This window comes from Vreelandella sulfidaeris Esulfide1 (genome assembly GCF_054072535.1).
In genome coordinates, this window is the sequence record NZ_CM133364.1 from 666,043 (window position 1) to 680,414 (window position 14,372).

Annotated in this window: 13 protein-coding genes and 3 tRNA genes; 13 read left to right on the forward strand and 3 right to left on the reverse strand. The window is 53.9% G+C overall.

All coding sequences use genetic code 11. The annotated features are described in order from the left end of the window. Positions 1–70 precede the first annotated feature (70 nt). The 9 genes from ACW44H_RS03135 (at position 71) to ACW44H_RS03175 (ending at position 7,353) form a co-directional block, all read left to right on the forward strand. Entirely contained in the window at positions 71–601 is a 531-nt protein-coding gene (locus tag ACW44H_RS03135; protein ID WP_457508910.1) for a CinA family protein, read from the forward strand. 104 nt (positions 602–705) lie between these two features. Continuing rightward, positions 706–1,773 carry a recombinase RecA gene (recA, locus tag ACW44H_RS03140; RefSeq protein ID WP_113268680.1) on the forward strand — a complete coding sequence of 356 codons (1,068 nt, stop codon included), beginning with the start codon at positions 706–708 and terminating at the stop codon, positions 1,771–1,773. Between the two features lie 24 nt (positions 1,774–1,797). Further along, complete coding sequence (locus ACW44H_RS03145) at positions 1,798–2,262, forward strand: regulatory protein RecX (RefSeq protein WP_457506816.1); 465 nt, start codon at positions 1,798–1,800, stop codon at positions 2,260–2,262. A 203-nt stretch (positions 2,263–2,465) separates the two neighbouring features. Next, positions 2,466–5,075, forward strand: a complete 2,610-nt coding sequence (alaS, locus tag ACW44H_RS03150) for an alanine--tRNA ligase (RefSeq protein WP_457506818.1) — start codon at positions 2,466–2,468, stop codon at positions 5,073–5,075. Positions 5,076–5,160: 85 nt separating this feature from the next. Further along, complete coding sequence (locus ACW44H_RS03155) at positions 5,161–6,411, forward strand: aspartate kinase (RefSeq protein WP_457506820.1); 1,251 nt, start codon at positions 5,161–5,163, stop codon at positions 6,409–6,411. A 193-nt stretch (positions 6,412–6,604) separates the two neighbouring features. Beyond that, positions 6,605–6,793 carry a carbon storage regulator CsrA gene (csrA, locus tag ACW44H_RS03160; RefSeq protein ID WP_007111501.1) on the forward strand — a complete coding sequence of 63 codons (189 nt, stop codon included), beginning with the start codon at positions 6,605–6,607 and terminating at the stop codon, positions 6,791–6,793. Positions 6,794–6,926: 133 nt separating this feature from the next. Further along, positions 6,927–7,019, forward strand: a tRNA-Ser gene (locus ACW44H_RS03165). An 81-nt stretch (positions 7,020–7,100) separates the two neighbouring features. Next, positions 7,101–7,177: transfer RNA gene (locus ACW44H_RS03170), tRNA-Arg, on the forward strand. Positions 7,178–7,276: 99 nt separating this feature from the next. After that, positions 7,277–7,353, forward strand: a tRNA-Arg gene (locus ACW44H_RS03175). Positions 7,354–7,573: 220 nt separating this feature from the next. Here ACW44H_RS03175 and ACW44H_RS03180 read toward each other — a convergent pair. After that, complete coding sequence (locus ACW44H_RS03180) at positions 7,574–8,524, reverse strand: tRNA dihydrouridine synthase (protein WP_457508912.1); 951 nt, start codon at positions 8,522–8,524, stop codon at positions 7,574–7,576. A 232-nt stretch (positions 8,525–8,756) separates the two neighbouring features. Between ACW44H_RS03180 and ACW44H_RS03185 the strand changes: the two genes are divergently transcribed. The 3 genes from ACW44H_RS03185 to ACW44H_RS03195 all read left to right on the forward strand — a co-directional run bounded on the left by ACW44H_RS03185 (position 8,757) and on the right by ACW44H_RS03195 (position 12,273). Continuing rightward, a complete protein-coding gene (locus ACW44H_RS03185; protein WP_457506822.1) occupies positions 8,757–9,014 on the forward strand; it encodes an OadG family protein in 258 nt (85 codons plus the stop codon). A 91-nt stretch (positions 9,015–9,105) separates the two neighbouring features. After that, positions 9,106–10,938, forward strand: a complete 1,833-nt coding sequence (gene oadA / locus ACW44H_RS03190) for a sodium-extruding oxaloacetate decarboxylase subunit alpha (RefSeq protein WP_457506824.1) — start codon at positions 9,106–9,108, stop codon at positions 10,936–10,938. 12 nt (positions 10,939–10,950) lie between these two features. Then, positions 10,951–12,273 carry a sodium ion-translocating decarboxylase subunit beta gene (locus ACW44H_RS03195; RefSeq protein WP_457506826.1) on the forward strand — a complete coding sequence of 441 codons (1,323 nt, stop codon included), beginning with the start codon at positions 10,951–10,953 and terminating at the stop codon, positions 12,271–12,273. Between the two features lie 131 nt (positions 12,274–12,404). Here the strand turns inward: ACW44H_RS03195 and ACW44H_RS03200 are convergent, their stop codons facing one another. Together ACW44H_RS03200 and ACW44H_RS03205 are read right to left on the reverse strand one after the other, a co-directional pair. Further along, positions 12,405–13,031, reverse strand: coding sequence for an IMPACT family protein (locus ACW44H_RS03200; RefSeq protein WP_457506828.1), 627 nt, complete (start codon positions 13,029–13,031; stop codon positions 12,405–12,407). Continuing rightward, the gene (locus ACW44H_RS03205; protein ID WP_241524557.1) at positions 13,031–13,435 is read right to left on the reverse strand and encodes a LexA family protein; all 405 of its coding nucleotides are present in this window, start codon (positions 13,433–13,435) and stop codon (positions 13,031–13,033) included. The genes ACW44H_RS03200 and ACW44H_RS03205 overlap by 1 nt, the downstream gene beginning before the upstream one ends. A gap of 211 nt (positions 13,436–13,646) precedes the next feature. Here ACW44H_RS03205 and ccmA point away from each other — a divergent pair, with 211 nt between their 5' ends. Next, the gene (gene ccmA, locus ACW44H_RS03210; protein ID WP_113268688.1) at positions 13,647–14,267 is read left to right on the forward strand and encodes a cytochrome c biogenesis heme-transporting ATPase CcmA; all 621 of its coding nucleotides are present in this window, start codon (positions 13,647–13,649) and stop codon (positions 14,265–14,267) included. Positions 14,268–14,372: the final 105 nt, after the last annotated feature.

The window sequence follows — 14,372 nt, forward strand, 5'->3', positions numbered from 1 at the left end:
TGAGCAATTTCTTTGAGAAAGCTAAACACAGTATTCTACGCTGAACTGACGACTCACTTGAAGGAGCGACATAGTGCCCAGCGTATCTAGTCTGAAAAATCTTGACTTAACCCTGCTCGCTCAGCGTTTGGGGCGGCTTTGTCAGCAGTTAAAGGTGGAAGTAACCGCTGCCGAATCTTGCACGGGTGGTGGTATCGCCAGCGTGATTACGGGAGTGGCAGGCAGTTCAGCCTATTTCACAACGGGCTATGTCACCTATGCGAACGCAGCTAAGACACGTTTGTTAGGGGTTCCCGAGGCTACGCTGAGCGCACACGGCGCGGTAAGTGAAGAGGTGGTAAAAGCGATGGTGCAAGGCGCCTGTCGGGAAAGTGGTGCAGGTTTGGGGGTTGCTGTTAGCGGTGTGGCCGGGCCGGATGGCGGCAGCGCTGAAAAACCGGTAGGTACTGTCTGGCTGGCCTGGGGAGATGCCACCGACCAGCAGGCGGAGTGTTTTCATTTCCCGGGTGACCGTCAGGCAGTGCGGGAGCAGGCAGTGCGACAAGCATTGGCAGGGCTAGTGGCGCGTCTGGATGCCCGCGTGAAGGAGAGCAAAAAGTAATCGTAGGAAAATAGTTGTGGGAAAGCGTGATCAAGGATTTGTTTACGGCGCAATCTTTGGCATACTACTGGGTAATTATACAGCTTGTTATGAGGAATTTCTGAATGGCTCAGGATGACAACCGCACTAAAGCGCTAAACGCTGCACTCACCCAGATCGACCGTCAGTTCGGCAAGGGCACCGTTATGCGTCTGGGCGACGCACCGCGCGTGGTCATGCCGTCGGTTTCCACGGGTTCTTTGGGGCTGGATATCGCACTTGGCATCGGCGGCCTGCCGTTTGGCCGTGTATGCGAAATCTTTGGCCCGGAATCGTCGGGTAAAACGACCCTGACCCTTTCGGTGATTGCTCAGGCGCAGAAGCAAGGCAAAGTGTGTGCCTTCGTTGATGCCGAGCACGCCCTTGACCCCAGCTACGCAGAAAAACTGGGTGTTAATCTGGATGACCTGCTGGTTTCCCAGCCGGATACCGGCGAGCAGGCGCTGGAAATTACCGACATGCTGGTGCGTTCCGGCGGTGTTGACGTGATTGTTATCGACTCGGTCGCAGCTCTAACACCCCGCGCGGAAATCGAAGGCGAAATGGGTGATGCCCACGTTGGTCTTCAGGCGCGTTTGATGTCTCAAGCACTGCGTAAAATCACCGGCAATATTAAAAATGCTAACTGCCTAGTGATCTTTATCAACCAAATCCGCATGAAGATCGGTGTGATGTTTGGTAGCCCAGAAACCACTACCGGCGGTAATGCACTCAAGTTCTACGCCAGTGTGCGTTTGGATATTCGCCGCACAGGCTCGGTGAAAGTGGGCGATGAAGTCACCGGTAACGAAACCCGCGTAAAAGTAGTTAAAAATAAGGTGGCGCCGCCGTTCCGCCAGGCTGAATTCCAGATTCTTTATGGCAAAGGTATTTACCATGCGGGTGAGGTGATTGACCTGGGCGTGCAGTGCAATCTGGTTGACAAAGCCGGTGCATGGTACAGCTACAAAGGTACTAAAATCGGCCAGGGTAAAGCTAACTCAGCACTGTATCTGGAAGAGCACCCGGAAGTCATGCTCGAGATCGAAACACAGATTCGTGAGCAGCTCCTGGCCAAACCTGATCCGAAGAAGGAAGAGGCACCTGCAGATGCAGCGGCGGAAGTGGATGCTGGTGACGACGATCTGCTGTAAGCCGATCTTCGCTAAGGCAAGCTGATGGCATTTGGCTCGCAGCGCGATGCCACGCCCCGTGACATCGCCATTGGCTTACTAGCTCGGCGCGAATATTCTCGCGCTGAGTTAGCCCAACGGTTGAAGAAAAAGTCCTTCGATGATGCAGCTATTGATGAATGCTTAGACACTCTAGCTGAGCAGGCGCTACAGTCAGATGCTCGTTTTGCGGCTAGTTTTGTGCGCTCGCGTGTTTTGCGTGGCCAAGGCGTTGTTCGCATTAAAGGCGAGTTGCGTCAACGCGGCGTTGATCAAGAAACGCTCAATGCCGCTTTTGAAGCGGTGGAAGAGAGTGAGCAAGTCGATTGGTTTGAATTAGCCCGCGATACGCTTGCGCGTCGTTTTGACAGCCCCGGCGAAACACCTAAAGAACGTGCCCGGCGCGAGCGCTTTCTGGCCAGCCGAGGCTTTGATTTTGAACAAATTCGCTACGCGCTCTCCTGTTTGTAATTTCTCTTCTTCAGCCCGCTAACACCTCCCTCCTTACATTTTTAATCGCGCTCTAATACGCTTGTTCACCTAGCTGTTTGCCTCTCTGCCACTAAGTGCGGCTTTAGTCGTTTGACAACTGCGCTATAATGGCTGCTTTGCGACCCCTGAGGGTAGCGTCGACAGCGCCCTGGGACATCACGCTTTCTTGTTACGGATACCCTATGAAAAGCGCAGAGATTAGACAGGCCTTTCTCTCTTTCTTTGAAGAGCAAGGGCATACCATTGTACCCACCGGCTCTTTAGTGCCGGGGAATGACCCCACGCTACTGTTTACCAATGCTGGCATGGTGCCGTTTAAAGATGTATTTCTGGGACGAGATCCGCGCCCTTACGTGCGCGCCACCTCTGCGCAGCGCTGCGTGCGCGCGGGCGGTAAGCATAATGACTTAGACAATGTCGGCTATACCGCACGTCACCATACCTTCTTTGAAATGCTGGGTAATTTCAGCTTTGGCGATTACTTCAAGCATGATGCCATTCGCTTTGCCTGGGTGTTCCTGACCGAAACGCTGGGACTACCCAAAGAAAAGCTTTGGGTAACGGTGCACATTAGCGATGACGAAGCCGAGCGCATCTGGAAAGATGAGATTGGCATTGATCCTGAACGCTTCTCCAAGCTCGATGAAGATAATTTCTGGCAGATGGGCGATACCGGCCCTTGTGGCCCCAGCTCGGAAATTTTCTTTGATCACGGACCAGAGGTTTGGGGTGGCCCTCCCGGTAGTCCTGAAGAAGATGGTGATCGCTACATCGAAATCTGGAACTTAGTGTTCATGCAGTTTGATCGCGATGCCCAAGGTACGCTCAACCCGCTGCCCAAGCCGTCTATCGATACCGGTATGGGCTTAGAACGGGTGGCCGCCGTCATGCAAGGCGTGCATTCAAACTATGAAATCGACCTGTTTCAAAACCTGCTGCAAGCCGCCGCCAAAGCCACCGGCCACCCGGATATCGCCACACCTTCTCTGCGCGTGATTGCTGACCATATCCGTTCATGTGCCTTCCTGATTGCCGATGGCGTGCTGCCTTCCAACGAAGGGCGTGGCTATGTGCTGCGTCGTATCATTCGCCGCGCGATTCGTCATGGCCATAAGTTGGGCGCGGTAGAGCCGTTCTTCCACAAGCTGGTGGACGCGCTGGATGCGGAGATGGGCGATGCTTATCCGGAACTGCGTGAGGCGCGCGCTCAAATAGCGCGAGTGCTATTGAAGGAAGAAGAGCAGTTTGCGCGCACGCTGGATCACGGGATGGGGTTGCTGAATGCGGCGCTAGCTGAGCTTGATGGCAAGGTACTGCCGGGTGAGACGGTATTTAAGCTTTACGATACCTATGGTTTCCCTTTTGACCTTACCGCCGATGTTTGCCGTGAGCGCGGCGTTACCCTCGATGAAGAGGGCTTTCAACAAGCATTGGAGGCTCAGCGCGACCGCGCTAGGGCGGCCAGCCAATTTGGCGCCGACTATAGCGCCTCGATTGAACTGGATGGCGAAACGGCCTTTACCGGTTATGACCGGTTAGAAGACCAAGCCAAAGTAACGGCATTGGTCGACAGCGAAGGCAATGCACTGGCTGCGCTGGAAGCAGGCCAAAAGGGCGTCGTGGTATTGGATCGCACGCCGTTTTACGGTGAGTCGGGCGGGCAGGTAGGTGATACGGGCTATCTATATGTCGACGGTGGGCGCTTTCAGGTCACCGATACCCAAAAGCAGCGCGGTCATCACCTTCATCAAGGCATGATGGTAGAGGGCTCGCTGAGTGTTGGCGCCAGTGTGCGTGGCGAAGTAGATGCCAGCCTGCGAACGGCAACCATCCGCAATCACTCGGCAACACACCTGCTGCATAAAGCGCTACGTATGGTGTTGGGCGATCACGTTCAGCAGAAAGGTTCGCTGGTCAATGCAGAGCGACTGCGTTTCGACTTTAGCCACTTTGAGCCAATGACCGCTGAGCAACTAGCGGAAGTCGAACGGCTGGTTAACGAGCAGATTCTGGCCAACGCACCGACTCAGATCGAGCAAATGAGCCTTGATCAAGCCAAAGCCAAAGGTGCAGCGGCGTTGTTTGAGGCTAAGTACGCCGAGAACGTGCGCGTACTGACTATCGGCGCCGATGACTTCTCTATTGAGTTATGTGGTGGTACCCACGTGGCGCGCAGTGGCGATATTGGCTGCTGTCATGTGATGAGCGAAGTAGGCATTGCTTCCGGTGTACGTCGTATTGAGGCGATCACCGGTGAAAACGCGCTGACCTACTTCCGCGAACAGGAGGCATGTCTTGAGCGCTTGAGCGAACGTTTGAAGACCAAGCCCGAGCAGGTTGAAGCACGTGTGGAGTCGCTGGTTGAGCGTAACCGTAGCCTTGAAAAAGAGCTCGAACAGCTTAAAGCGAAGCTGGCCAGCGCTGCAGGCAGCGACATGCTCAGTCAGGTGCAAGAGATTAATGGCGTTAAACTCCTGGCGACTCAGCTGGAGGGTGTCTCAGGCAAAGACCTGCGCGGCATTCTTGATCAGCTTAAAAACAAGCTCAGTTCAGGCGTCATTATTCTCGGCGTTGCAGACCAAGCCGCTGGCAAAGTAAGCCTGATCGCTGGGGTAACCCAAGACTTGACCAGTCAAGTGAAGGCCGGTGAGCTGGTTAACCATGTTGCCTCCCAAGTGGGAGGGAAGGGCGGTGGCCGCCCTGATATGGCGCAAGCGGGAGGTAGTCAGCCCGACGCCTTGCCGGATGCGTTGAAGAGCGTACCGGTATGGTTGGAAAACGTGCTTAGCTAAACCTCTAGGCCGGTGGCATGATTGTCGCCGGCCTTATTTGTGACAATTTCACCCTAAATTCCCGAACGCATAGGAAAAACGGCATATGGCACTATACGTACAGAAGTTCGGCGGCACTTCGGTGGGCTCTGTCGAGCGTATCAAGGCCGTAGCGGAAAAGGTTAAGGGCTTCCGCGATCAAGGCCACCAGGTCGTAGTTGTGGTCTCCGCCATGAGCGGCGAAACCAACCGTTTAACAGATATGGCACAGGCGCTTAACGAAGATCCTGCACCACGCGAAATGGATATGCTGCTATCGACCGGTGAGCAGGTAACCATATCCTTGCTCGCGATGGCACTTCAGCAAATTGGTGTATCGGCCACGTCGCATACTGGCGCCCAGGTAGGTATTCATACCGATAACGCCTATACCAAAGCACGTATTCAGCGGATTGAAACCGATGACCTGAAAGCTGACCTGGAAGCAGGGCAGGTCGTGGTTGTGGCTGGTTTCCAAGGGGTGGATGAAGACGGCAATATCACTACCTTGGGACGCGGTGGTTCTGATACCACTGGGGTGGCGCTGGCGGCGGCATTAGGTGCCGATGAATGCCAGATTTACACTGATGTCGATGGGGTGTACACCACTGACCCGCGCGTATGCTCAAGAGCTCAGCGGTTAGAGAGCATTACCGTAGAAGAGATGTTGGAGCTGGCCAGCCTCGGTTCCAAAGTACTGCAGATCCGCGCGGTAGAGTTTGCAGGCAAATACAACGTGCCCCTGCGGGTGCTGTCGAGCTTTGAAGACGGCCCCGGTACCCTAATTGTTGCAGAAGCAGACCAAGACGAGGACGCTATGGAAGAACCACTGATCTCCGGTATCGCTTTTACCAAAAACGAAGCAAAGTTAACCCTGCTGAATACGCCGGATGTGCCGGGTGTGGCATCGCGTATCTTAGGCCCTATTGCCGATGCCAATATTGAAGTGGATATGATCGTGCAGAACGTGGCGCCAGCAGGTGACTATACCGATTTCACTTTTACGGTCGCCAAGGGCGATTACAAAGCGACTAAAAAGTTACTTGAAGAAACGGTAATCCCAGACTTAGGCGGTGGTGAGTTGCGTGGCGATGATAATATCGCCAAGGTATCCTTAGTGGGTGTGGGGATGCGCTCTCACGCGGGTGTAGCGTCTAAAATGTTCCGTGTACTAGCCGATGAGAACGTTAATATCCGTATGGTATCCACCTCTGAGATTAAAATCTCAGTCGTAATTGATGAGAAACATATGGAACTTGCTGTCAATGCACTACATAAAGCGTTTGGTTTAGATAAGGCAGATATCGAATCTGAATAACATGAATGCTTTAAACCTTCTACGCTGAAGGGGTACTTGCTGCCGTGTGGTGGTGAGCTTTCTTTCAACGGGAGGTTTAAGTGTCATGGAGCCGGAGTCCTTGGTGACAGGCAACACTATACTGCATAATGGTGTAGTGTTGCCTCCGGCTGACATATCCCGTTGCATAAAACGTCTGAAAAGGAGATCAGCCATGCTCATCCTAACTCGCCGAGTCGGCGAAACCCTGATGATCGGTGATGAAATCACCGTCACCGTTCTAGGTGTAAAAGGCAATCAAGTGCGTATTGGTGTTAATGCACCTAAAGATGTTGCAGTTCATCGTGAAGAGATATACCAGCGCATTCAGCGTGAACGAAACAGTGAAAACGAAGTAGAATAAGACTTGCGAGTTTGCATAATGACACGATGCTTAAGACGTAAGCTTATCTGTAAGATATGGTCGGTGCGAAAAAAATCCGTCGGGGACTAGACATAAGAAGCCTAAATCGGTAATATTCGCGCCGTGCCGTTAAGGAGAGGTGGCCGAGTGGCTGAAGGCGCTCCCCTGCTAAGGGAGTATAGGGTTTATAGCCCTATCGAGGGTTCGAATCCCTCTCTCTCCGCCAACAGCACGGCCAGTTAGTACTTTGTTAATGAGAGTTTTTATTAATAAAAGTTTTGTTAAAAAGTACATGGTCACAAGGTATGCGCCCGTAGCTCAGCTGGATAGAGTACCTGACTACGAATCAGGGGGTCGGAGGTTCGAATCCTCCCGGGCGCGCCACCTTCTAAGATTAGTAATCTGAATTCCAGCAGCGCTGGTTCTAATAGCATCAGCACTAGTCTTGGTAAATGTAAGTATAAATGTTTACAGAAATATTACGCGCCCGTAGCTCAGCTGGATAGAGTACCTGACTACGAATCAGGGGGTCGGAGGTTCGAATCCTCCCGGGCGCGCCAGATTCCTAAACCCGCTCTCAAACGAGAGCGGGTTTTCTGTTTCCAGCCTGACCGGCTATTTTTCTAGTCTGAACACTTGTTTCTAGCCTGACCGGAAGAGAATCGCTCGCACCCCGGTCTTGCGATCGTGTGTAGCGCCCCCGCTTTGCGGTAGGGCGCTTTTTTTTGGCTATTGAGTTTTATATTTCTAGCGGTATGAGCAGCACCGTTGAGCGTAAGGCTAAGCCAGTGCAGCGAACTGCTCATCAATGACGAGGCTGCCGAGCAGTTGGTCTAATTCGGTAAGACGTTTAACGCGCTGAAAGTTCTGATGTGCTTCGCTACTGCCTTGGCGCATTTGGGCGAGCCATTGTTTAACCAGCGAGACCACGACGCGGTCAGGCAGGTGTTGCCTTTGTAGGGCGGCATACTCTTTTAGCACGCTGGCCCGCATTGCCCAGCTGCTTTCGGGTAATCGTTCGCCGGTTAGCTGCCAGTGACGGATGCGCGGAGCAAGCCAGGGGTCCGCCAGCGCGCTGCGTCCTAGCATCACGTCACAACACCCCGACAACGTGCGAGCTTTCCAGTAATCTTCCAGGGTCCAGATATCGCCATTGGCGACCACCGGAATACTCACGTGACGGCGAATTTTGCCGATCCACTCCCAATGCGCCGGAGGGCGGTAGCCTTCGTCGCGCGTCCTCGCATGCACGACTAACTGCGCTGCACCGCCCGCTTCAGTGGCTTGGGCGCAGGCAACGGCTAAGCGGCGATTGGCAAACCCCAGGCGAATCTTGGCCGTCACGGGGATTTCGCCTTCTAGCGCTTCTGAAACGGCTTTGACGGCTTGATAAACGCGATCCGGTTGGCGTAGCAGCGAAGCGCCGCCATCATGGCGGTTAACCAGCTTGGCAGGGCAGCCAAAATTGAGATCAACGCTCACCGCGCCAAGCTTGAGAGCCTGGCGCGCATTGGCCGCCAGTGCGGTAGGGTCAGAGCCAAGCAGTTGTAAATGCACGGGAATGCCGCTTGGTGTTGTCACAGGCGGTTGCGCAAGCTCTGGGCAATGCTTGTAGAATACTCTTGGTGGCAGGCGCGCATCGACAACGCGGACAAATTCGGTCACCGTCCAGTCAAAACCGACTTGCCTAGTCAACAGGTCGCGAGTCAATGCATCAATCACCCCTTCCATCGGGGCTAGGCCAATTCTGCCTTTATGTAGTAAATTAACAACCATGAGTTCCACTATCGCGCCATTGCATTCTATTCTGAGTGTGGCAGGTTAGTGTATTCCCCTCACTGCGCCAAGTGCCTTTCACGGCATAGGCTTAATGATGTGCGCATGAGCAATTTAGAAACCAATTAGAAGCCCTGGTTGTGAATCATCGTTATAAACCGTATTTAGTAAATTAGGAGAGCGCCTTATGCAGGATCTAGAGCTATTGCAAGACGGTTTGGCGTTAATGGCGCTTGGAATGGGTGTCGTTTTTGTTTTTCTTACACTTTTAGTGATCAGTGTCACTTTCATGTCGAAGCTGATCGGGCGTTTTCAACCCGTACCAGTGACCGCCGTGACCGCTAAGAAATCGCCGTCATCTCATGCTCCCTCTGCTCAAAATGACGAGGTGATGGCGGTGATCAGTGCTGCAGTGCATCGTTATCGATCAACACGGCGTCACTAACTTTCTTAAATTTTTTCATTAAAGCCATTTTTTGGCTATTTTTTTGTTATTTTTACTACAAACTTGTGATTCTCTACTGCGAGCCAAGACCATGAACGAAATTAAACGCCCACTAGGCATTACTGATGTCGTGCTGCGCGATGCCCACCAATCGCTGTTTGCCACGCGTATGCGGCTGGACGATATGTTGCCGATCGCCGAAAAGCTTGATCGTGTCGGCTACTGGTCGCTGGAAACCTGGGGTGGAGCCACCTATGACGCCTGTATCCGTTATTTGGGCGAAGACCCCTGGGAGCGTATTCGTGCCCTGAAAGAAGCCATGCCGAATACACCCCAGGCCATGCTGCTGCGGGGCCAGAACCTGTTGGGTTATCGTCATTATGCCGATGACGTCGTCGATAAGTTCGTCGAACGGGCAAAAACCAATGGCGTGGATGTCTTCCGTGTCTTTGATGCCATGAATGACCCACGTAATTTAGAGCGTGCCATCCAGGCGGTACGCAATGTCGAAGGCCATGCACAAGGCACGATTTCCTATACCGTAAGCCCGGTACATACCCTGGATAGCTGGGTCGACCTCGCCAAAACCATTGCCGGTTTGGGCGCGGATTCATTGGCTATCAAGGATATGGCGGGGCTGCTGACGCCTTATACGGCGTTCGATTTGGTCACCCGGCTCAAAAAAGAGCTATCGATTCCGGTACACCTGCACTGCCACGCCACCACCGGACTTTCTACCTCGACCATTTTGAAGGCGGTCGAGGCGGGCATTGATAACGTCGATACCTCGATCTCTTCCATGTCGATGACCTATGGCCACAGCCCAACTGAATCTGTGGTCGCGATGCTCAAAGACACCGGCCGCGATACCGGCCTGGACCTTGAGCTACTGGAAGATATCGCTGGCTATTTCCGTGAAGTGCGCAAAAAGTACGCCGCCTTTGAAGGCTCGCTGCGCGGTATTGATTCGCGGATCCTGATTGCTCAGGTGCCGGGTGGGATGCTGACCAACATGGAAGGACAGCTCAAAGAGCAGGGGGCGGGCGATAAGCTGGATGATGTACTCAGCGAAATTCCCCGTGTGCGCGAGGACCTGGGCTTTATCCCTTTGGTCACGCCCACCTCGCAAATTGTCGGCACTCAAGCGGTCATGAACGTAATGATGGGCGAGCGCTATAAGTCGATCTCCAAGGAGGTACAAGCGCTGCTCAAAGGTGAATACGGCGCGGCTCCCGCGCCCTTTAACGCCGAGTTGCAAAAGCGCGTGCTGGAAGGCGGCGAGCCGATCACCTGCCGTCCAGCAGATAACCTATCACCGGAGATGGACAAGCTGGCCGCAGAGCTAAAAGACAAGGCCAGCGCTGAGGGCATCCGCTTGGCCGAAGGCAAGCGGGAAGTCGACGACGTATTAACCTATGCGCTGTTTCCGCAGATTGGTTTGAAATTCCTTAAGAATCGAGACAACCCCGATGCCTTCGAGCCTGTTCCTCAGGCAGCTGAGGCAGAAAGCGCTAGCGTACCGGCACAAACCGAGAGCAAAGCGCCCGCCGCTAGCCGCGGTCCAGAAACTTATACCGTAAAACTCAACGGTAAAGCCTACGTTGTGGAGGTTGCTGAAGGTGGCGACATCAGCGACGTACAGGAGCAAACCGCCTCCGTTGCAGCAACGGATGCACCCAAAGACGACGCTCCGGCACCGAGCGGTGGCGGGAGTGGTGAAAGCATTGATGCCCCCTTGGCCGGTAATATTTTCAAGGTCAATGTACGTCCCGGCGAGCAGGTCGCTGAGGGTGATGTCGTCATCATTCTGGAAGCGATGAAAATGGAAACCGAAGTGCGTGCCAGCAGCGCAGGCACTGTCTCTAAGGTTAACGTCAGCGAGGGCGACAGCGTAGCCGTAGGCGATACGTTGATCGAACTCTAAGGGCATCCGGTAATGGATAAATTAGTCACGTTATGGGAAGGCTCTGGGCTGTATAACCTTGAGCTTGGCCAGGCGACCATGATTTTGGTAGGGCTGCTACTGCTCTATCTGGCCATTTATAAAAAGTTTGAGCCGCTGTTGCTAGTGCCGATTGGCTTTGGCGGCATTCTCGCCAACATCCCCGAGGCTGGCTTGGCTATCTCCGCACTCGACCAAGCGATCGAGGTGGCAAAGCCCGCCGTGTTACAGCAGATGGCGGCAGCACTGGGCGCCACCCTCGATCCGCTGGCGAACGCGGAAGCCTGGCGAGAGTCGCTGCATGCGATTGCTCATGACGGCGCCGCGCCGGATCAGGTGCGCGCCGCGCGGGATATCGCCGTGGGCGTTGGTTACAGCGATGGCATGCTTTACAACTTCTACAAAGTCGCGATCGGTTCGGGCATCGCCCCGTTGATTATCTTTATGGGCGTGGGCGCGATGACAGATTTTGGCCCGCTGCTGGCCAACCCACGAACGCTGTTCCTAGGTGCCGCCGCTCAGTTTGGTATTTTTGCCACGCTGTTTGGCGCCGTGGCGCTTACATCGATGGGTATCATGGACTTCTCGCTCAATCAGGCGGCCGCCATTGGTATTATCGGCGGCGCAGATGGGCCGACGTCTATCTATGTCTCCAGCGTGCTGGCACCCGAGCTACTGGGCGCCATTGCCGTGGCTGCCTACGCCTATATGGCACTGGTGCCACTAATTCAGCCGCCGATTATGCGTCTGCTGACCACCGATAAAGAACGGCAAATCAAGATGACGCAGCTGCGGCCAGTCTCCAAGCTGGAAAAGGTTGTTTTCCCGCTGATGCTGTTGATTCTGGTCGCACTGTTTCTGCCCGATGCCGCGCCGCTACTCGGCATGTTCTGTTTCGGTAATTTGATGCGCGAATGCGGCGTGGTCGAGCGTTTATCGGATACCGCGCAGAATTCCCTGATCAATATTGTCACCATTATTCTGGGGCTATCCGTCGGCTCCAAGTTAATGGCCGATAGCTTCCTGACATTTGAAACGCTGGGGATACTAGGCTTAGGTATAGTTGCCTTTGGGATCGGCACGGCCGCGGGGGTATTAATGGCGAAGCTAATGAACCTGGTCAGTAAAATGCCGATTAACCCCCTCATTGGTGCCGCAGGCGTATCGGCGGTACCCATGGCCGCCCGAGTGGCCAACAAGGTCGGGCTGGAATCGAACCCGCACAACTTCCTGCTGATGCATGCCATGGGGCCTAATGTAGCGGGGGTTATAGGCTCGGCGGTAGCGGCCGGGGTAATGATTAAATATCTTGGGTAACTAGTTCTCTGTCATCGCGAGCGAAGCGCGGCGATCTCGGTTTTGTTTGCCACCGCACCGGCCGAGATTGCTTCGTCGCAGGCTCCTCGCAATGACACAGACACACTACTAATATTCCGGCACCGCTTTATTCATGTCTTTGGTGCTGTAAGAACCTCAATAGCGTTCTTCACACGGTTTTCCAGCAGGGAAAGATCAAGCGGGCAGTCACGTGGCCAGCCAATACACAGGCGGACACCATCGCCGTCGTAGTCAGCTTGCTCAATAGGGATGTCGTGTTCTTCACACCAGGTGCGGGCAATCGCCTCGCTGGCAAAGCTGAGGCGTAGGGTATAAGTGTCACGCTCTATGACTTCTTGAGTAGGCAATGTCTCAAGCGCATGGCTAACCGCTTGGGCATAAGCGCGGGCTAAACCTCCGGTACCCAATTTCGTGCCACCAAAATAGCGAATCACCACACAGCCAATATGGCCCAGTTGGCTACCCTGCAGTACTTGGTACATTGGTCGCCCGGCGGTGCCGCCTGGCTCACCATCATCAGAGAAGCCAATCAAATTCTGTTCGCCGGGTGGCCCGGCAATATAAGCAGTGCAGTGGTGGCTAGCATTGGGATGTGCAGTTTTCGCGGCGTTCAACATGATGGTGAACGCGCTGATGTCCGGCGCGTGGCAGACCCAAGTTATGAAGTGGCTCTTTTCTACTTCGATATCAGTCGTATGCCAGGACGAAGGGGGGAGTGCCGGAACCCGGTAGCGCATTAATGCTCCGTGATAGTAGGCTTACTTTTCAGGCAAGCGCTTGGGTTAGGTTCAACACCCATCACCATCCCGAGTACCTGAATATCACGGTTATGCAAAAATAGCGCGGGCTGCAAAACATCTTCAGGCCATAACTCTACCCCAAAGCGGCTGATAGAGAGTTGCCTCAAGGCTATTGTTTGCTGATTGATTTCGGCAACGGCGGTTTCTGTCTGGGCATCGTGTTGATAACGCCGGATAATAATGACATCGCCATCGAATAAGTTGCAATCACACAGTGCGTTACCACGCACCTTTAATGCATAGGTATTGCGTCGAGTCACGCTTGGTGCCATGGCGAAAGCCCGCGGTACTGGTTGTCTATGGCCGAAGGTCGCGGTGGGTACTGCCATCGATATCGTCATTGATAAATCTCCAGTGCTGAGCTCGCCAGAGCATGTCTTTTCATACAGTAGTTTTAGTATAAGCCTGTTTTTGCATACAGTGCTAGCATTAATTCGTCTTAACGATCATTGACGGAGATCATGCTGCGACCCAGCGCCGCATAGACTGAGTGGCGAGAAAGGGGCTTTCCGTGTAGAGTTCGACGCGAAATCAATGTGTCTGGAGAGTCCCTTGAGCCTGTGCCTTCAAGCCCGACAGCTGGCCTGTGAACGTGATGACCGCTGGCTGTTCAATGGGCTGGATCTTGATATTCGCAGCGGAGAAATAGTGCGCATTGAAGGTCCTAATGGCAGCGGTAAAACCACGCTGCTCAAAATCCTCTCCGGGCAACTCAGTGACTATCAGGGTGAACTCTTTTGGAATGACGCTTTGATGAGCGAGGCGCGTGAACATTTTCTCGCTAATTTGCTCTATTTAGGACATGCCCCAGGCATTAAATCAGGGCTTTCCCCGTTAGAAAATTTAGCCTGGTATCAGGCGTTAAGCGGGGAGAGCGGTGATGAGGAAGAGCGCTTAGAAGCCCTTGAACGTGTTGGATTGGCAGGCTTTGAAGATGTGCCTGCAGGGCAACTCTCGGCAGGCCAACAGCGTCGTGTGGCCCTGGCGCGCTTAACATTAACGCCAAGGGCGCTATGGGTACTGGATGAACCTTTTACCGCCATAGATCGTCACGGCGTCGCTGATTTAGAAAGACAGCTTGTTGCCCACGCTCAGGCCGGTGGCTGCGTGTTAGTAACGACACACCACGAGTTAACCGCTTCTCCGTTGCTGAGGCGGATAGCGCTGGGGTAGAAGGAGTCAAGATTGCATAGCTCTTCACAGGGTTCCTCACATAGCACGTTACAGGGTTCTTCCATTACTTCGGTGCACGCTCCAAACACTGCCCAACAGGTGCCG

Excerpts from the sequence above, each read along its gene's own strand:
- recA (WP_113268680.1), top strand. The coding sequence starts at position 706 with ATGGCTCAGGATGACAACCGCACTAAAGCGCTAAACGCTGCACTCACC.
- ACW44H_RS03145 (WP_457506816.1), top strand. The coding sequence starts at position 1,798 with ATGGCATTTGGCTCGCAGCGCGATGCCACGCCCCGTGACATCGCCATT.
- alaS (WP_457506818.1), top strand. The coding sequence starts at position 2,466 with ATGAAAAGCGCAGAGATTAGACAGGCCTTTCTCTCTTTCTTTGAAGAG.
- ACW44H_RS03155 (WP_457506820.1), top strand. The coding sequence starts at position 5,161 with ATGGCACTATACGTACAGAAGTTCGGCGGCACTTCGGTGGGCTCTGTC.
- csrA (WP_007111501.1), top strand. The coding sequence starts at position 6,605 with ATGCTCATCCTAACTCGCCGAGTCGGCGAAACCCTGATGATCGGTGAT.
- ACW44H_RS03180 (WP_457508912.1), bottom strand. The coding sequence starts at position 8,524 with ATGGAAGGGGTGATTGATGCATTGACTCGCGACCTGTTGACTAGGCAA.
- ACW44H_RS03185 (WP_457506822.1), top strand. The coding sequence starts at position 8,757 with ATGCAGGATCTAGAGCTATTGCAAGACGGTTTGGCGTTAATGGCGCTT.
- oadA (WP_457506824.1), top strand. The coding sequence starts at position 9,106 with ATGAACGAAATTAAACGCCCACTAGGCATTACTGATGTCGTGCTGCGC.
- ACW44H_RS03195 (WP_457506826.1), top strand. The coding sequence starts at position 10,951 with ATGGATAAATTAGTCACGTTATGGGAAGGCTCTGGGCTGTATAACCTT.
- ACW44H_RS03200 (WP_457506828.1), bottom strand. The coding sequence starts at position 13,031 with ATGCGCTACCGGGTTCCGGCACTCCCCCCTTCGTCCTGGCATACGACT.
- ACW44H_RS03205 (WP_241524557.1), bottom strand. The coding sequence starts at position 13,435 with ATGACGATATCGATGGCAGTACCCACCGCGACCTTCGGCCATAGACAA.